This is a genomic window from Microcoleus sp. (genome assembly GCF_041354475.1).
In the GTDB taxonomy this organism is placed as follows: domain Bacteria; phylum Cyanobacteriota; class Cyanobacteriia; order Cyanobacteriales; family Microcoleaceae; genus Microcoleus.
Map to the genome: position 1 here is coordinate 1 of NZ_JBGJZU010000055.1, position 17,536 is coordinate 17,536.

At 45.8% G+C, this 17,536-nt stretch carries 14 protein-coding genes and 1 pseudogene; 9 read left to right on the forward strand and 6 right to left on the reverse strand.

Translation table 11 applies throughout. The annotated features are described in order from the left end of the window. From ACBR23_RS19230 to ACBR23_RS19250, 5 genes and pseudogenes are all read left to right on the forward strand, one after another. Positions 1–284, forward strand: a pseudogene (locus tag ACBR23_RS19230) (hypothetical protein); the annotation flags it as partial. A gap of 596 nt (positions 285–880) precedes the next feature. Beyond that, positions 881–1,357 (forward strand): CHAT domain-containing protein, encoded by a 477-nt coding sequence (locus ACBR23_RS19235; RefSeq protein ID WP_371125673.1) that lies wholly within the window; start codon positions 881–883, stop codon positions 1,355–1,357. 160 nt (positions 1,358–1,517) lie between these two features. Continuing rightward, on the forward strand, positions 1,518–2,429 hold the full coding sequence (locus ACBR23_RS19240) for an Rpn family recombination-promoting nuclease/putative transposase (protein ID WP_371120139.1): 912 nt from the start codon (positions 1,518–1,520) through the stop codon (positions 2,427–2,429). A gap of 108 nt (positions 2,430–2,537) precedes the next feature. Next, positions 2,538–2,897, forward strand: a complete 360-nt coding sequence (locus ACBR23_RS19245) for a hypothetical protein (protein WP_371118077.1) — start codon at positions 2,538–2,540, stop codon at positions 2,895–2,897. Then, positions 2,884–4,362 carry a hypothetical protein gene (locus ACBR23_RS19250; RefSeq protein WP_371118078.1) on the forward strand — a complete coding sequence of 493 codons (1,479 nt, stop codon included), beginning with the start codon at positions 2,884–2,886 and terminating at the stop codon, positions 4,360–4,362. Before ACBR23_RS19245 ends, ACBR23_RS19250 begins: the two co-directional genes overlap by 14 nt. A 26-nt stretch (positions 4,363–4,388) precedes the next feature. Here ACBR23_RS19250 and ACBR23_RS19255 read toward each other — a convergent pair whose 3' ends face one another. Next, positions 4,389–5,345 (reverse strand): glycosyltransferase family 2 protein, encoded by a 957-nt coding sequence (locus ACBR23_RS19255; protein WP_371120138.1) that lies wholly within the window; start codon positions 5,343–5,345, stop codon positions 4,389–4,391. Positions 5,346–5,447: 102 nt separating this feature from the next. Continuing rightward, positions 5,448–6,416: a glycosyltransferase family 2 protein gene (locus tag ACBR23_RS19260; protein WP_371120137.1), complete on the reverse strand. Its 969-nt coding sequence runs from the start codon at positions 6,414–6,416 to the stop codon at positions 5,448–5,450. A 157-nt stretch (positions 6,417–6,573) separates the two neighbouring features. Between ACBR23_RS19260 and cobU the strand changes: the two genes are divergently transcribed. The 3 genes from cobU (at position 6,574) to ACBR23_RS19275 (ending at position 10,156) form a co-directional block, all read left to right on the forward strand. Continuing rightward, positions 6,574–7,137 (forward strand): bifunctional adenosylcobinamide kinase/adenosylcobinamide-phosphate guanylyltransferase, encoded by a 564-nt coding sequence (gene cobU, locus ACBR23_RS19265; protein WP_371120136.1) that lies wholly within the window; start codon positions 6,574–6,576, stop codon positions 7,135–7,137. A 409-nt stretch (positions 7,138–7,546) separates the two neighbouring features. Beyond that, entirely contained in the window at positions 7,547–7,969 is a 423-nt protein-coding gene (locus tag ACBR23_RS19270; RefSeq protein ID WP_371120135.1) for a hypothetical protein, read from the forward strand. Between the two features lie 105 nt (positions 7,970–8,074). Beyond that, positions 8,075–10,156: an ABC1 kinase family protein gene (locus ACBR23_RS19275; protein ID WP_371120134.1), complete on the forward strand. Its 2,082-nt coding sequence runs from the start codon at positions 8,075–8,077 to the stop codon at positions 10,154–10,156. Positions 10,157–10,765: 609 nt separating this feature from the next. Here ACBR23_RS19275 and ACBR23_RS19280 read toward each other — a convergent pair. The 4 genes from ACBR23_RS19280 to ACBR23_RS19295 form a co-directional block, all read right to left on the reverse strand. Then, complete coding sequence (locus ACBR23_RS19280) at positions 10,766–11,968, reverse strand: Coenzyme F420 hydrogenase/dehydrogenase, beta subunit C-terminal domain (protein ID WP_371116443.1); 1,203 nt, start codon at positions 11,966–11,968, stop codon at positions 10,766–10,768. Between the two features lie 554 nt (positions 11,969–12,522). Continuing rightward, positions 12,523–14,568 (reverse strand): NAD(P)H-quinone oxidoreductase subunit 5, encoded by a 2,046-nt coding sequence (locus ACBR23_RS19285; RefSeq protein WP_371120517.1) that lies wholly within the window; start codon positions 14,566–14,568, stop codon positions 12,523–12,525. A 301-nt stretch (positions 14,569–14,869) separates the two neighbouring features. Then, a complete protein-coding gene (locus ACBR23_RS19290) occupies positions 14,870–15,250 on the reverse strand; it encodes a thioredoxin family protein (protein ID WP_371117697.1) in 381 nt (126 codons plus the stop codon). 44 nt (positions 15,251–15,294) lie between these two features. Then, a complete protein-coding gene (locus ACBR23_RS19295) occupies positions 15,295–16,008 on the reverse strand; it encodes an NnrU family protein (protein ID WP_371120516.1) in 714 nt (237 codons plus the stop codon). A gap of 116 nt (positions 16,009–16,124) precedes the next feature. Here ACBR23_RS19295 and ACBR23_RS19300 point away from each other — a divergent pair, with 116 nt between their 5' ends. Beyond that, positions 16,125–17,312, forward strand: coding sequence for an RNA-guided endonuclease TnpB family protein (locus ACBR23_RS19300; protein ID WP_341738137.1), 1,188 nt, complete (start codon positions 16,125–16,127; stop codon positions 17,310–17,312). Positions 17,313–17,536: the final 224 nt, after the last annotated feature.

Below are 17,536 nucleotides of genomic sequence, written 5' to 3' on the forward strand. Positions count from 1 at the left end.
GAGATCCCCCCCAGCCCCCCTTCTTAAGGGGGGAGCAAGATGTTCTCAAAGTCCCCCTTCTTAAGGGGGATTTAGGGGGATCGGATTTAGGGGAGCAACAAGAGCTCAAAGCACCTCTTGTCGAACCCGGAGATCCCCCCCAGCCCCCCTTCTTAAGGGGGGAGCAAGATGTTCTCAAAGTCCCCCTTCTTAAGGGGGATTTAGGGGGATCGGATTTAGGTGAGCAAGAAGAGCTCAAAGCACCTCTTGTCGAACCCGGAGATCCCCCCAGCCCCCCTTCTTAAGGGGGGAGCAAGATGTTCTCAAAGTCCCCCTTCTTAAGGGGGATTTAGGGGGATCGGATTTAGGTGAGCAAGAAGAGCTCAAAGCACCTCTTGTCGAACCCGGAGATCCCCCCCAGCCCCCCTTGGTAAGGGGGGAGCAAGAGGTTCTCAAAGTCCCCCTTCTTAAGGGGGATTTAGGGGGATCGAATTTAGGGGAGCAAGAAGAGCTCAAAGCGCCTCTTGTCGAACCCGGAGATCCCCCCCAGCCCCCCTTGGTAAGGGGGGAGCAAGATGTTCTCAAAGTCCCCCTTCTTAAGGGGGATTTAGGGGGATCGAATTTAGGGGAGCAACAAGAGCTCAAAGCGCCTCTTGTTGAACCCGGAGATCCCCCCCAGCCCCCCTTCTTAAGGGGGGAGCAAGATGTTCTCAAAGTCCCCCTTCTTAAGGGGGATTTAGGGGGATCGAATTTAGGGGAGCAACAAGAGCTCAAAGCGCCTCTTGTTGAACCCGGAGATCCCCCCCAGCCCCCCTTCTTAAGGGGGGAGCAAGAGGTTCTCAAAGTCCCCCTTCTTAAGGGGGATTTAGGGGGATCGGATTTAGGTGCATCTGAGCGTTATGTGGAATGGCGCGAGGGCAAAACAGCGGATATTGACAAATGCCTGACTTTGGCTGAAATTTTCGGATTGCGACTCAAACAATGCCGCCTAGTCGTGCTTTCCGCCTGCGAAACCGCGCTAATTGATACGCAGAATCGCTCCGATTATATTGGATTACCGACGGGATTTCTCTACGCGGGAGCAATGGGAACTTTGGCCAGTCTTTGGGCTGTCAATGACCTCTCGACTGCCTTGATGATGGTAAAATTCTATGAGGTACTAAAACCTGGAGTTAGCATTGGTCAAGCGCTCCATGATACCCAGCGCTGGTTTAAGTCTGCTACCACTTCAGATTTGCTAGAATGGGTGGAAGGTTCGGAGAGTTTCGATGGAGAGCAAAAGGAAGATGTTACGGAATATCTGGGACGTTATAAACCGACCGTAAAACCCTACGGTGATGTTTATCATTGGGGAGCGTTTTGTGCCATAGGCTTATAATGTATTTAACATAGTCCTGGACGCATAAAAACCGAAGAAACCGGGTTTCGACTTCGCTCAACCAGCAGGTTTTTGCTGTTGATGCGGCCTGTAACGAAGTATTCTGGAAAAAACTCCGGTGGTTGAGCGTAGTCGAAACTCTGACTATTAAATCTAATTCATGAAAACCGATAGCCTATTTTACAGCATCTTCCAAGAATTCCCGTTTATTTTCTTTGCCCTGCTGGGCATACCTGCCGATGCTACAAACCAATACCAATTCACATCCCAAGAAGTTAAACAATTAGCCTTTCGCCTAGATGGTTTATTTCTGCCAATTGTCGCAGATTCTCAACTACCATTCTACATTGTGGAAGTCCAATTTCAACCAGACCCAAATCTGTACTATCGTCTATTTGCCGAACTATTCATCTATCTCAAACAATACCAACCGCCCCACCCTTGGCAATTGGTAGTCATTTACCCAAATCGGCAAACAGAAAGAGAATGTGACATCCACTTTCAGGAAATGCTGGCACTCCCAAAAATCACCCGCATTTACCTGAATGAACTTACCGAACCAGAAACAGCATCTCTACCGATAAAATTACTTAAACTGGTAATCGAACCAGAAAACACGGCCTCAGATTTGGCTATAGATTTAGCCAGACAAGCCGAAACCGAAATACCGAATATCGCAGTCAGAGAGAGCTTCATCAACTTACTAGAAACTATCATTGTTTACAAGTTACCCCAAAAAACCAGAGAGGAGATTGCCGCCATGTTTAATCTCAGTGAGTTAAAGAAAACCAGATTCTATCAAGATGTTTTTGCGGAAGGACAAGCTGAAGCACAAGCTCAATTGCAAGCACAAGCTCAATTACAAGCTCAATTACAAGCTCAATTACAAGCTCAATTACAAGCTGAAGCTGAAGCTCAAGCGGAAGTTAAACAGCGAGAAAAATCTGCAATCCTCAGAATGGTTAGTCTAGGATTAACGACAGAAGATATTGCTAGAGTCTTTGACTTGCCGATAACTGAAGTAGCAGAGATTATCACTCAATCTCAACAAGAACAAGCTGAACAAAATTAATCAAAGGGCGGGGGCGGGTTTACGAAATTATTGATTTTTGGCAATTATTGCTGGTAAAAATCGCCCCTACAGCACTTGACATTGTAAATCCATTTTTGAGGTAAATTTATGAATGAAAATGAAGTCGATATTTTGTCCCAAATCTATGCAGCTATTACCACCGCGCCTGCAATTCTTACTCCCCCATTTGTCGAAGAATTAATCACCAAAATTCTACCCTTGGCAGAATCTGGTGCTGATAACGATACCGTAGAAAATGCTATCAATCTACTCTATCGCCAGTTTAAAGATGTCCGAGACGAAATAAAGGCTCTTAAACGCAAAAATCTCGATGACGCAGAACCGGAAGTCACACCGGGCTATGAAACAATCACTAATACCCATCCTGATATCAAAAAGCTAGAAGCAAACTTCAAAAAACGCATTCAAAAAGCCTCAAATCCCCCCGCACCAGATGCTAAAAATTGACCATCCCCAAGTCTATATCTACAGCTACCAACTCAGCACCGACAGCAAAACCGATGTTGACTCAATCTGGACTTGGGCAAATAGTCTCTGGCAATATTTTAGTCAGGACAAAAGTCGAGTTTTTTCTCAAGCAAACCTCAGTTATCCCCTGACGAAAGCGACTAAGTTCACCCATTCAAATCAAATCGATGGTTCCTTCAAATTTTGCTGTATCGATGATAGCGAAGGCATTTTAGCAAGAATTGGCAGCCCAGAAACTGACGAAAACAAAGACCTAGAAATCGCAGCAGCATTAACACAATTTAATGTTAATAATCTGCTGGTTGCTGAGAGTCATGAAAATTGGCTGGGACAAACTCTTTTGATTACTTACAAATCAGAAACTTATCAACAGCCAAGTGACAATGACTTTCGCAAAGTTGCAGATGAATGTTTAAAACATCTTTTCCCAGAAGAGTCTGTGCGTCCACCTTTTTACCGTGATACTAAGTTATTCGATTCTTCGATGTTTGAGTATAGTTCTCCCAAAAGTCAAGTACAGGTGTTTGTTTATCTGGTTGATGATGACATTGAGGGAAAATTAGGGAAGATTATTCAACCTTTGTTTGAACTGTTTTATCACCGCCATAAAATCATCAAAGCTTTTATTGATAGTCGCAGAAATTACCATCTACTTAAGGAACGATATTTAGAAATTGAGCAAACAATCGAAAACTTGGAAGCCAAAATCACCGAAGTAAGTCGGATTGAATTGCCAACTGAAGTTGATTTGGTGAAAAGTGTTGATATAGATGAATCGTTGAAATATCTAAAAATCAAACTCAAAGAGTTACTTCGAGAAAGTTTGAATTATGAAAGAGCCTTGGAATGTTTAGAAGATTTTAATAACACGATTAATATTCATGTTTATAACTATCAAGAAAAGTTGTTGCAAATTGGTGATAAATCGCAGCTAATACCTGATGAATTGACAGCATTCAATTTTTTTGTTGATAGAACTTGTCGGTATTTTCAAGAACAAATTAAGGGCGATTTAGGCTATTTCAAACATGGCACTGATTTGATTAAGATTGCGGTGGAGTTAGTGGGAGGGATTGTTGATATTGAACAAGCGGAATGCGATCGCTCCTTAGAAAGAAAAATTGAAATATTAGGTGCTGGCTTGGGGGCTGGAGGCATTGTGGTGTCTGCTGTTTCTGCTTATGTTGAGACGCCCATAGTGTTCAGGATACCTCAAACGGGCGATCGCATTCATCCCGCTATAGCCAGCCTATTATGGAGTGTCCTAGCTGTGGTAATTGTGGCTGGAGTTGTTGGTTTGATTAATGGGACATCGAAAATTAATGGTAGATTGAGATTGTTTGGCCGTAAATCCGTTGCACAATTACCCGATTCCCCAAGTCAACCAGTTAATAATACCTTGCAGCAAGCCGAGGAAGTATCAAATCATGAACCGGGCGGTTGAAACCGCCGAATTTAAAAAAGAAATGCCTACGGCGATTTAACTTCACTCTCCTGACTTCTAACTACCGGCGGTGACAAATTAGGCTGGGGTTCTGCCATATTCAACTGGCCCCCACAACAACGCAATTCGTAAAGTTTTGCATTAATTTGATACTCATACTGACTCAATAACCTTGCATAAATATAGCCAGCTTTTCCATCCAAAAAGCCGAACTGAATAAAGTAAAATAAAATAAATCTCAGCATTGGTTTCAAAGGCAGCCGCACCCAAACTTTTTTGAGAAATCGCTTACGCTGCACTGCATCTCCAAATAAGTTAGCACCAATAGTGCCACTGTCGTCTCGCCCTTCAATAATATTGTAATAAACACGAGCTTCCCAATTAGAATAGCGGTTGTGCCTTTCTATCCAATGAAATAAATCGCGGTAATCCTCGTGAATCATATCATTTTTTAAGTATCCCACTGGACCTGCTAAAATTACGTGTTCGTGAACTTCGTTGTCGCCAGTATTGGGTACGGATTCAGTCCCCAGATTTTCGTAACGACCTTTTTGATGCTTGAACAAACGCAAGTTCCAGTCTGGATATCTACCTCCGTAACGCAGCCATTGTCCTAAAAATAAAACTTTGCGATTGAGGTAGTAACCCTCAAAATTGGGGTCTTGAATGACTTGGGCAATCTCGTCCCAAAGTTCTGGGGGAATCCGCTCGTCGCAATCGACAATTAATACCCATTCGTTACGAAAGGGCAGGTTGTCTAAAGACCAATTTTTCTTTTTGGGCCAGCGGTTATCGAAGTAGAATTGCACGACTTTTGCGCCACTACTGATGGCGATTTCTACCGTTAAATCGCTACTTTGGGAATCAACTAGAAAAACTTCATCGGCCCTGGCAATGCTCGCCAGACACGCAGGTAGATTAAGTTCTTCGTCTTTTGCCGGAATGAGAACTGAAACCGGAATCTTGGATGAACTAGAGGTCATAATCGAGTGCTTGAACCTGAATTCGGTCGAGTTGTTGTGGATGAAGTATGTGCGATCGGCATCGCCGCGGGACCCTACACAGCAAGGGATATTGCCTATAGCCTAATGCCTCTGGGTCGATTTCGGTGGAAAAATTATGCCACGGACGGCTGCACTTAAATAACCAATTTGACCCCAGACAAAAACAAAATTTTCAAAGCGCAGTCCTGGGTTTTTAATGTATTTAAAAGACTTGTACGCACCCCTGAGTATTCTTTCGCCCCCGCGCCAAAGCTGAACAATACCGGCTCGATCGCACAATTGTTCCCGGTAACACTCGCTGATGCCTTGCCACCACCCGCGCTCGATAAACCAAGCTTTGTGCAGCCGCGAGGGATCTACATTGTGAAGCACTAAAGCCTCCGGTACATAGATTACTTGCCAACCTAGCTCTAATGCTAGTTCTGTGGCCCGCAATTCTTCATTTGACAACAATTTGTTGCCGATTCTACCGAGTTTGACATCAAAACCGCCAATTTGTTGTAAAAAAGAGCGTCGGATTGAGTAGTTTACACCCCTGGGAGTTAATCCGGCCACCGTTATGTAGATGCACTTTTCTCCTAAATCATAGGCTCCCAAATTTTGGGCCAATCCGGCGGACAGCCAGTTGGGAGGGCTGACTCCAGAAGGCCACAGCAAATTGACTTTACCACCGGCTACGGCCAATTTTGGATTGCTTTGATAGGCACTGTATAGCACCCTGAGCCAATCGGACTCGGCCACGGCATCGTCATCGAGATAGGCTAAAATTTCACTCCCAGCTTCCTTCGCGCCCCTGTTGCGGGCTACTGACAAACCTAGTTCTGGTTCCCAAATGTACTTGAGTAGGGGATTAGGGAGTCTTGCTTCTACCACTTGGCGGGTTCGCGTTTTTGAGCTACCAGGAGTTTCAAAATCGCTAGAAGCGTTATCCACTACCACTATTTCAAAGTTGTCAGGAAAATCCTGCACCAGTAAACTGTCGATCGCCGCACCTAGATAGCTGTGACGATTGTGGGTACAAATTATTGCTGATATCTGAGGTTTTGACATAACAGCGTCCCAATTGCTAGGGTTGTCGATCGAGTTAGTCTGATCTTGTCTCATTAATGTTATTATCCCTTAAAAATGACTCTTGGGAATTGGTCAAGGTAAATTAGACTAACAAATAACCACCCACAAATAACCACCCATACATAACAATTAACTAATGACTAAAATCCGTAGTTCAAGACAAATAATCTTAGTAACAGGGCCCGCCAGATCCGGCAAAAGTGAATTAGCAGAAACTATGGCAGCAGATTCAGGAAAATCTGTAATTTATGTGGCTACAGGTAAGATTGACCAGGCAGATCGGGAATGGCAAAATCGCATTGAGCGCCACAAAAATCGCCGTCCCCCTGAGTGGAAAACTGTAGAAGCGATCGAGGACTTGTCAGCAGTTGTACGATCGACCGATCGCTCAAATTGCTTGTTAATTGATTCCCTCGGAACTTGGACGGCAAATCTTTTGGAACAAGAAGCCACTGTTTGGGAACAGACACAACAAGATTTGCTTGCTAGTTTGCACTCCGCCATGGCTGATGTAATTTTGGTAGGAGAGGAAACCGGATGGGGAGTAGTGCCTGCTTATCCAGCGGGAAGGCTATTTCGCGATCGCCTCGGCACTCTTGTCCGCCACATCGGGGCGATCGCCGATGGTGTTTATCTCGCCACCGGAGGTTACGCCTTGAATCTCACGGCTCTGGGCACAAGGCTTCCAACTACCAAATAACACTCCGGCGGGCGATCGACTTTAGAGAAAATATAAGTTTCAAACTCCACAAAATGAGTTACAATTTAGTATATTCTCCCCATTCACAAAAAACTCTCAATTAGATAATTATCCCTAAAAAAATATCTACCTACCCCCACCACCTAAATTCCCAAACAAAATCGATATTTTGTTTCCAGACATGGGTGCATCTGTGTTTGGCAAATATATTCGTAGGGGCGAAGCATGACCGCTGTAAATCTTTGGTGATCGCTAATAAATTGTCTGCGGTCATGCTTCGCCTATGCAAAATCGGGATGCTCCCCCCGACATCCCCCTTAAGGAGGAAGTTTTCTAGTTTATAAAATAGGTAAAAAATTAAGTAGGAAAGTCTAAAATAAACAATTGCTTGAAAGGTTTAATAAAAGCTATGGCATCAGAATATGAAGTGAGAAAATATATTGCTTACTGGTTTCAGCTAGGCAAAAAAGTATTAATTGGCAACGGTTCCGAAGCATTGCTGCCCAAACCAGTAATTGCGGGCGATCGCTACAGCCAAGAATTTGAAGAATGCTGGCAAAAAATAGTCTCCCCCGACAGCGGAGACTGTTATCTCGAAGGCACAAAGGAAACCATAGGCGAACTACTGACACCTGCTTGGGAAATGAGTCCCTGCGCCCGTTGTGCCATGCCCGTACCCTTGCGGGATTCGGGAATGCCCGCCGAGTGCTGTCCCTGTAACGACTTAGCCCACTGGCCCAATACGGAAATACCTCAACCTCGATCGCCAGTCAGCACCCAATTGCAACTCTCAGGAATTCGCGATCGACTCGTCAACATAAGCAACGAGTAGCAGTTACGAAAATCTTCTTTTTCCTTTTCCTTTTTGACTCTTCCGTCTTCCTTCATCCTTAAATTGTTACAATATGTTTACAATGCTTCACACTAGGTCTGAGTTATGAATGTCAAGACTGTATCGCCAGCCTCCCCGCCAACTTATGCAAATTCTGCGACTCAGCCTGTACTCGGCAATCTCAAAGATGCAAACACCATTCCCCTGCCAGCAGTACCAGTAGCAATAGAGACAGACACCGTAACCTCCGAAGTCCTCAAATCAGCCAGAGACATAGCTTTCGAGTTAGCCGGAGAAGCTGTTCGATACGATCCAGTCGCGATCGCAGCCGAATACAAAAATCGCCCTCTAGAAGTCTGGGGAAGACTACTGAGTGTGATTTGGACATTTTTCGGCTTTACCTTCAGTTTGTGGTTCGACGGCAAAACAGGCCGCACCGCCACCAACGAAAAGCGTCGCGCCGCCAGACTACGAGAAATTCTCAGTCAACTAGGCCCAGCTTTCATCAAAATCGGACAAGCACTCTCAACAAGACCAGACTTAGTACCGCCAGCATATTTAGAAGAACTCACAACACTGCAAGACCAATTACCACCCTTTCCCAACGAAGTAGCATATAGATTTATAGAAGAAGAATTGGGTGCCCACCCCAGAGAAATCTACGCAGAAATCAGCCCCGATCCCATCGCCGCAGCATCTCTCGGACAAGTCTACAAAGGCAAACTCAAAACCGGAGAAACCGTCGCGATCAAAGTCCAACGACCAGGCTTAGCCGAAAACATTGGTTTAGACATCTACATCCTGCGGCGCGTCGCACTGTGGGCACAAAACAACTTCAAAATGATTCGCAGCGACCTCGCAGGAATTATGGACGAATTGGGCGAACGCATTTACGAAGAAATGGACTACACCCACGAAGGACAAAATGCCGAACGTTTTAGAGAACTCTACGGCCACCTTAAAGATATTTACGTTCCCAGTATTTACTGGCAATATACCCGCCGCCGCGTCTTGACAATGGAGTGGATCACCGGCATCAAACTCACCAATTTAGAAGCCGTCAAAGCTCAAGGAATCGACGCTCCTTACTTAATTGAAGTGGGCGTGCAATGCTCCCTAAGACAACTCTTGGAACACGGGTTTTTTCACGCTGACCCCCATCCAGGCAACCTTTTGGCAACTCCCGACGGTAAGTTAGCTTATCTCGACTTCGGCATGATGAGCGAAGTTAAACCATATCAAAGATACGGCCTATTAGAAGCTGTGGTGCATTTAGTAAATCGCGACTTTGAAGGTTTAGCCAAAGATTATGTAAAGTTAGATTTTTTAACACCCGACACCGATTTAACACCAATTATTCCCGCCTTGGCTAGAGTGTTTAACAATGCTTTGGGTGCTAGCGTCGCCGAACTCAATTTCAAAAGCATTACAGACGAACTATCGGCAGTGATGTACGAATATCCCTTCCGAGTTCCAGCCTACTATGCTTTGATTATTCGATCGCTCGTCACCTTAGAAGGCATTGCAATCAACGTTGACCCCGAATTTAAAGTTCTCAGCAAAGCCTATCCCTACGTCGCCAAACGGCTGTTGAGCGACCCCGCGCCAGAATTGAGAACATCTCTGCAAGAGTTGTTATTCAAACAAGGAGAATTCCGCTGGAATCGGTTAGAAAACTTACTCAACAATGCCCGCGATAGCGAAGACTACGACATCAGCAAAATCCTGAACCAAGCATTAGACTATTTATTTTCTCAAAGAGGAGACTTTATTCGCGATCGCATTGTCCTGGAATTAATCAAAAGTCTCGATACCCTTTCCAACAACGCCTTTGCTAATGCTAAATCAGTAGTCGGCGAATGGTTTGGAGTCAAACCACATCCACCGATGGTTTCACAAACGGAACAAAAAAACCTAGAACACATCAAACGGATTTGGGATATTTTGCAATCAACTCCCGGTTTTGACAGCATGAAAGTATTACAACTACTTCCCCAGTTGTTAGTGAAACCAGAAGTGCAGAATATGGGCCAACAAGTAGTCGGCGGTTTAGCTCAAAGAGTCGTGGCTAGGGTAATTCGTGAGTTTTTACTTTCCCAAGAACCGGTAGTGATTTCCGGGGAAACAAACTATCCTAAAATTCCACCTCAGTTGTCTTTGCCGGCGGCTCATAGCAAATCATATTAATTCCGTAAGGTGCGTCGCTACTGAATCCCGGCACATCGCCATCATTGTTTCAGGCTACGCACCCTACTTTTATTTGGATGATGGGAGCATCCCGATTGTGTAAGGGCGAAGCATGACCGCAGACAATTTATATCAATTCCGGTAACACCGGAATGATATAGAGGACACGGCAGTGCCGTTTCCCTACAAGATTATTTTGGGTAGGGACACGGTACTACCCATTGGTGTCAACTTAAGGTCAAACCCAGTCACAGACTGTTGTTTAACGATTAAGGCCAGATCCCCCCTAGCCCCCCTTAAGAAGGGGGGGACAAGAGTCTGATCAAAGTCCCCCTTCCCCCCTTGGGGGGGGCTAGGGGGGGGTGGGGATTTAGGGGGATCTAGACTTTGCTATGAACGAGAGATACCAAGGGTTTTAGGCGATTGTTGAGACCTATGGGTACTACCGTGTCCTAATTTCGGCTAATAATTCCGATGCAACCGGAAACGATATTATTAGTGATCACCAAAGATTTACAGCCGTCATGCTTCGCCCCTACGAATATATTTGCACTCATTGAGATGCACCCTGGATGATTCGGATACTTCCATCCTTGACACCCTCATCAACTAAACGTCAGGTAACTTATACTGACCCACAATCCGCTTAGCATATTCCGGTACATGAGCATCCAATTTATCTGGGTAATTCCGCTTCACGTACAGATAATTGCGAGTGAAATGAGAATCAATAGAAAACCTAGCATATTCCAAACCCTTCGGTCCAATTCTCTCAATAAAAACTCCCATTAACTTCGCCGCCCACATCGGCAAAGTCACCCCTTTTTCATAAGCCGGAATGCTTTGCTGCACAGCCTCTTTTCTGTTTCCCTGAGACATCACCGACTGAGTATTTAGTTGATCCGTTACCAAGTCTAACATCTCTTGTCCAGTATCATTTCGCACCACAATCCACTGCCAGCCGAAAGGTGCACCCATGTAGCCCACAACTAAATCTGCCAAGGAATTGACATAATCAAAACAGCTCAAACAAGAAGGAGCAAAAACATCCTTCAATTCCTTAGTATTCAATCCAAAGAACGGCACTTTTTCCACCGAACCGTCTTCGTGTTTGAAGTGAACATTAAAGTCTTGCATAAACTCATAGGACAAAACTGTTTCTGGAGAACGGCTAGTCGTATCTAGGAATTTTTGCAACCCAGCGCGACTGACATTATCCACACAGGGAGTTCCCAAAACATAGAGCTTTTCTAAACCCAGTTTTTTCTCAACAGTTCGCAAAGCTTGAATTTGACATCCCACCCCAATTACTAACAGCCGCTTCATCCCAGATTTTTCGATTTGTTCCAATACAGAAAGGTTGGGAGAAAGAGTCGGTTTGTTGACTTTTGCTGCCAGAATCTCTTCGCGATTTGTAGCAATTATCGGCATCGGTTGAAAGCGGTCTTCCTGAGTATTTTGGACGCAAACAACGCCTTCTACAATCCCTTTTTCGAGCATTTCGATCGCAATTGTGCTGACGATTCCCGTCCATTGAGCGCCTTCTATCGGCTCTTTTTTCCGAGCCGCCATCATGTTTTGACTGACTCCGAAATACCAATCGTCTGGATTATCGAGATTGCGCGATCGCCCGTGAATCTCTGCTTCCAGTTCCGCGATATGCTGTGTTAAGAAAGCACAAGATTCCTTGACATAATGGATATAATATGTATCGCACAAACCGCACTCGCTGCAAAGTTCTTTCGCAGGGCGGCGACTACCCGGTTTCAGGGCTTTGGATTTTTGGTGCTTAGTAGAATCTGTTGCGGTCATCTAAATTGCTAATTTTATGCAGGTATGGCATTTACGAGAATATCATAATCAGTTCCGGTTAATTTCTTCCTTTATTCTTTCTTTCTTTCTTTATTCCCCCCTTGGGGGTGACTTGTTCCTTCTTCACATCGATCTTCTTCCTTCTTTCTGAATTTCCCCCCTTGGGGGGGGGGCTGGGGCGTGTTTTCAAACTACTCCTTAAGATTTAGATCCCCCTAAATCCCCCTTAAAAAGGGGGACTTAAAGACTCTTTCCCCCCCCTTTTTAAGGGGGGCTGGGGGGGATCTTTGGGTTTGAAAACACGCCCTAGCCCCCCCCAAGGGGGGAAGGGGGACTTTGAGAGAAAACTCTTTTTCCATCAGGGGGACTTTGAGAGAATACTCTTATTCCCCCCTTATTAAGGGGGGTTAGGGGGGATCTAGACTTTGAGAGAATACTCTTTTTCCCCCCTTATTAAGGGGGGTTAGGGGGGATCTAGACTTCGAGACAAACAAAAGATACGGTTGGTTTGACGTTAAGTTGACACTAATGGATAATGTCGCGTCCCTACAGATTCAACTAACTCCAGAAACGATCGCAAAACCCAGAACTGCAACAAACACAATCAGGGCATAAAATTGAGCGCGACCGTTTTCAATGTATTTCAATCCTTCGCCTGTTACCAGGGCGAGAAAACCAGTCAAATTGACCACACCATCGACAACTCGCAAATCTACTTCCATGACTTGCCGCGCTAAACGACGGCTGCCTTTGACAAACAGAAATTCGTTGATGTCGTCTAGATACCACTTGTTGAGGGAGAATTCGTAAAGCGGTTTGATTTTTTGGGCGATCGCCCCAGCATCAATTTTCCGGCTCAAATACATCAGAGAAGCCAAAGTAATGCCCAACAAAGCAATACCCACAGAGCTGCCGCCCATGATTAGAAATTCCGTCAAATCGAACTCGGCGGCGTGTTCCAATACTTCTTCCAGAGACTCACCAGGAGCATGGATAAACTGCTCAAAATAATTAGCAAATGGCGTACCGACAAAACCAATTAACACCGAAGGTATTGCCAGAACCACTAAAGGCAGAGCCATTGTCAGCGGAGATTCGTGAGGGAAATGATCGTGTGCGTCATGACTTTCCCCAGTTGTGGCCAATTCCTTAACATTCATCGCCCCAGGGCCGAAAACCAAACCTGGTTGCAGAAGTTGCTGTTTGATCGCGTTGTCATTACCCCGGAATTCGCCCTCAAAGGTGCTGAAATACATCCGGAACATATAAAACGCGGTCATCCCGGCTGTCACCCAGCTCACAGCCCACAAAGCAGGATTTGCTTCAAAAGCTTGAGCGAGGATTTCGTCTTTTGACCAAAAACCAGCAAAGGGCGGAATGCCACAGATTGCCAAATTTCCGATTAAAAAGCAAGTTGCCGTAATCGGCATATATTTCCGCAAGCCGCCCATGACTCGCATATCTTGAGCGAGTGCGGGGTTGTGGCCGACGACATCTTCCATACCGTGAATAACTGAACCGGAACACAGGAACAGCATCGCTTTGAAGTAAGCGTGGGTCATCAAGTGGAACAGTCCGGCACTATAAGCACCCACACCCATTGCCATCACCATGTAGCCCAATTGGGAGATGGTGGAGTAGGCTAGACCTTTTTTGATGTCATTTTGGGTAATGGCGATCGAAGCGCCCATAAATGCTGTAAAACAGCCTGTACAGGCGATTAAATTCATGACTGCTGGCAACCCTTCAAACACTGGGTACATCCGAGCAATCAGGAAGACACCGGCGGCTACCATTGTCGCGGCGTGGATCAGGGCCGAAATCGGTGTTGGGCCTTCCATTGCGTCTGGGAGCCAGACGTGGAGGGGGAATTGAGCGGATTTGGCGGCTGGTCCCAAAAATATCAGGACTCCGAAGATGGTGGCCAAAGTGGCGCTCAGGGCTCCTGATTCGACTAAGGAGTGCAGGCGATCGCCCATTACGTCAAATTCAAAGCTGCCGGTGGCCCAGTAAATGCCGAGGATGCCCAGCAGCAGGCCGAAGTCGCCGACGCGGTTGGTGACGAAGGCTTTTTGGCAGGCGTCAGCAGCGGGTTTGCGATCGTACCAAAAGCCTACTAGCAGGTAGGAACACATACCTACGAGTTCCCAGAAGATATAAATCTGAACGATGTTGGGGCTGACTACTAGACCTAGCATCGAGGCGCTGAAGATGCTGAGGTAGGCGTAAAAACGCACGTACCCGTCATCGTGAGCCATGTAGCCATCGGTATAAATCATCACTAAAAAGGCGACCGTAGTGACGATCGCCAACATGACCGAGGTCAGGGGGTCGATGACGTAGCCCATATTCAGCGAGAAGTCCCCAGCAGAAGCCCACTGAATAGTGCGGGTGTAGGGTGCGTGACCCTGTAGTTGACTCCACAACAATGCAAAAGAGAGTACCATTGACCCTCCGAGCGTGGAGACGATTAGTATCGCATTCCCTTGCCGGAGTTTGTTGGTGGCTTGGTTAAAGGTGATTAAGCCTAGACCTACTAGCATTGCGCCTGCCAGTGGCAGGACTGGAATCAGCCAAGCGTATTGATAAAGCAGTTCCATGACTGATGAAGTTTAAAGTTTCTACTAGATTGACAAAACTGTAAACAATTGTCACACAAGCCTGCATGAATGGGTAAAAATGCTTGATTTTTTTAGAAGTATCCTGCGTAGGGGGTATTATCGATATACCGCTTCGGTTAATGTGGGGATTTCGGCGGTTAACTAAATTAGACATGATGGATTAAGCTGCTAATCGATGCTGCTCCGGTGCAACGGGAATTGATATTAACTGCACAATAGAAATTATATCCCCGAAGTTTTTAATAATTCGGGGATATAATCGCTATGGCACTTAAAAATGCTACCTGTTGACTGCTTCCTGGGGTTGCAGCCGTTGAGTTGGGGCAGATACCCCAGAGGTCGCCAGCATCCAGGAGTCGAGAGTCCGGCGCAGTTCCTCCCGTCCTTGGTAATGTTCAAATCTAAATCGAACTTTGTCCCTTTCAAACAAAATCAGCGTCGGGAGACTTGTCAGGCGATAAGTGTTGGCTAATTTCAAACTTTCATCGGCGTTCACCCCTAGGAGCTTGACTTTTCCTGCCCACTGTGTCTCAAATGTTGTGAGCGTAGGGTCGATCGCGCGGCACAGACCGCACCAGGGCGCCCAAAAATGAACTAAAACGGGGGTAGACGCTTGAAAAACCTCTTGTGCAAAAGTGCGTTCGCTAACGGACAACACCATGATCCCTCAAAAATTAATAAATTTTTTCTATCCTAGGGATCATGCTACCAGTATATGTTCCCAGTCGCACGCATCAAAAAAGGATGAATTTTCCACAGCAGGGTAGTAAAAATGACTACACCTACATAGGAAGGGCGCAAAAATTCAAGCAAATCAAGGCTTTGACGTTTTTGGAAGATAGCCAAAAATGGCAAAATTGATGTCCGAGATTTGATGGTTTCAAAGGATTCGCCAAAACGGGCCTGAAGTCGCCTGTCACCGTGCCATACTCCAAACAAATGGTGAAGTACCAAACCAATGGAAGTCAGGAGGGTAAAGCTAGTGCCAATCCAGAGGGTATGGGCTATGCACCAAATCACCTGTCCCACCATTTGCGGGTGGCGGGTGATGCGGATGATGCCGGTTTCGTAGAGGTGAACTTCGGGTTTTTGGATGGCGGCAATTTCGAGGAGATTGAAAGTTGCTGGGTATAGAAACAGGAAAGAAATTGCCGAAAGTATCCAAACTAGAGGTTTGATAGCGGGGATGCCTTGTAGCTGCCAAAGCTGTATACCGTCGTAGCGGTGGTTGAAAAAGTAGACAATCAGAATGACTGCTAGGGGCAAACTGACTAGGGCAAATAAAACGCGGTAAAGTCTTGCCCCTATGAGCTTTTCAGCTTTGGGGCGGAGGGCTGCTAAACCGCTGTGGGCGGAGGCAAAACCGAGTAAAAGTCCGAGAATAATTAAGTGGGAGTTGAGCGCCAAGTCGATCGTCATCAGAAAAATGGGTAGAAACCCCGTCCTTTTAGGACGGCTTTACTTGAAGTTTTGTTAAAACCTGCTATTTCACACGGGACTTGCTAGAGTGTGAAAGTAACGCGCTCAAGGTGAGCATGACACTAAAAGCCTTCAGCTATCGATTCTACCCAACGCCAGAACAAGAAAGTTTGTTGCGACGCACACTGGGCTGTACCCGTTTGGTCTATAACCGTGCTTTAGTCGCAAGGACCCAAGGATGGTATGAAGATCAAAAGAGAATCGGCTATGCTGAAACTTCTAGTATGTTAACCGAAGGTCAGAAAACGGAAGAACTGGATTTTCTTAATGAAGTTAGCTGCGTGCCATTGCAGCAATGTTTGCGACACCTGCAAACAGCTTATACTAACTTCTTTGATGGGCGAGCGAAATACCCCAATTTTAAGAAAAAGCGGAATGGCGGTAGCGCAGAGTTTACCAAATCTGCTTTTAAGTTTAAAAACGGACAAGTCTACTTAGCAAAGTGCGCGCAAGCACTGCCTATTCGCTGGAGTCGAACACTGCCGAGCGGTGCGACACCATCAACCTTAAGTGTGAAGCTTGCACCGTCTGGTAGGTGGTCAGTCTCTCTCTTGGTAGATGTTGAGATTAAGACGTTACCCTCCTGCGACAATCAAGTTGGCATTGACTTAGGAATTGCGAGTTTACTCACTCTGGACACTGGTGAAAAAATTACCAATCCCAAAGGATTTAAGGCAAAGTATCGAAAACTCAGGAGAGCGCAGAAATCTTTAAGCCGAAAGCAAAAAGGGTCTAACAACCGCCACAAAGCACGACTCAAAGTAGCGAGAGTGCATCAAGAAATTACTGATGCAAGAAAAGATAACCTTCACAAACTAACCACTCAACTGGTGCGCGAAAACCAAACAATTGCCATTGAGGACTTAGCTGTGAAAAACATGGTTAAAAATCGGAAACTCGCCCTAGCTATCAGTGATGCAAGTTGGGGTGAATTGGTCAGACAACTTGAATACAAGTGCAAGTGGTACGGCCGTACTTTAATCAAGATTGACCGATGGTTTCCGAGTTCAAAACGATGTGGCAATTGTGGCCACATCGTTGAAAAGATGCCGTTGAATATCCGGGAATGGGATTGTCCTAATTGCGGGACGCACCATGACCGAGACATCAATGCAGCAAAGAACATTTTGGCGGCAGGGCTTGCCGTTGCAGTCTGTGGAGCGACCGTAAGACCCGAACAGAGTAAATCTGTGAAGGCTGGTGCGAAACCCCGTCAGGGACAGAAGCAGAAACCTAAATCGTAAGGTTTGGGAATCCCCATGCGTTCACGCCGGGGAGGATGTCAATGTAAATATTAAGAAAAGTTATTGATTCGTGGCCAATTTGTGTCACAAAGTATCTATGGGAGCATTCAGTGGTCAGTTGACGGTTGACGGTTGACAGTTGACTGTTCGCTGTTCGCTGTTCGCTGTTTGCTGTTTGCTGTTTGCTGTTGACTGTTCGCTGTTGACTGTTCGCTGTTGACTGT

Bases quoted from the DNA above. Each gene is read 5' to 3' on its own strand.
- ACBR23_RS19290 (WP_371117697.1), bottom strand. From the start codon at position 15,250: ATGGTGTTGTCCGTTAGCGAACGCACTTTTGCACAAGAGGTTTTTCAA.
- ACBR23_RS19275 (WP_371120134.1), top strand. From the start codon at position 8,075: ATGAATGTCAAGACTGTATCGCCAGCCTCCCCGCCAACTTATGCAAAT.
- ACBR23_RS19260 (WP_371120137.1), bottom strand. From the start codon at position 6,416: ATGTCAAAACCTCAGATATCAGCAATAATTTGTACCCACAATCGTCAC.
- ACBR23_RS19270 (WP_371120135.1), top strand. From the start codon at position 7,547: ATGGCATCAGAATATGAAGTGAGAAAATATATTGCTTACTGGTTTCAG.
- ACBR23_RS19285 (WP_371120517.1), bottom strand. From the start codon at position 14,568: ATGGAACTGCTTTATCAATACGCTTGGCTGATTCCAGTCCTGCCACTG.
- ACBR23_RS19255 (WP_371120138.1), bottom strand. From the start codon at position 5,345: ATGACCTCTAGTTCATCCAAGATTCCGGTTTCAGTTCTCATTCCGGCA.
- ACBR23_RS19280 (WP_371116443.1), bottom strand. From the start codon at position 11,968: ATGACCGCAACAGATTCTACTAAGCACCAAAAATCCAAAGCCCTGAAA.
- cobU (WP_371120136.1), top strand. From the start codon at position 6,574: ATGACTAAAATCCGTAGTTCAAGACAAATAATCTTAGTAACAGGGCCC.
- ACBR23_RS19250 (WP_371118078.1), top strand. From the start codon at position 2,884: ATGCTAAAAATTGACCATCCCCAAGTCTATATCTACAGCTACCAACTC.
- ACBR23_RS19245 (WP_371118077.1), top strand. From the start codon at position 2,538: ATGAATGAAAATGAAGTCGATATTTTGTCCCAAATCTATGCAGCTATT.
- ACBR23_RS19295 (WP_371120516.1), bottom strand. From the start codon at position 16,008: ATGACGATCGACTTGGCGCTCAACTCCCACTTAATTATTCTCGGACTT.
- ACBR23_RS19240 (WP_371120139.1), top strand. From the start codon at position 1,518: ATGAAAACCGATAGCCTATTTTACAGCATCTTCCAAGAATTCCCGTTT.
- ACBR23_RS19300 (WP_341738137.1), top strand. From the start codon at position 16,125: ATGACACTAAAAGCCTTCAGCTATCGATTCTACCCAACGCCAGAACAA.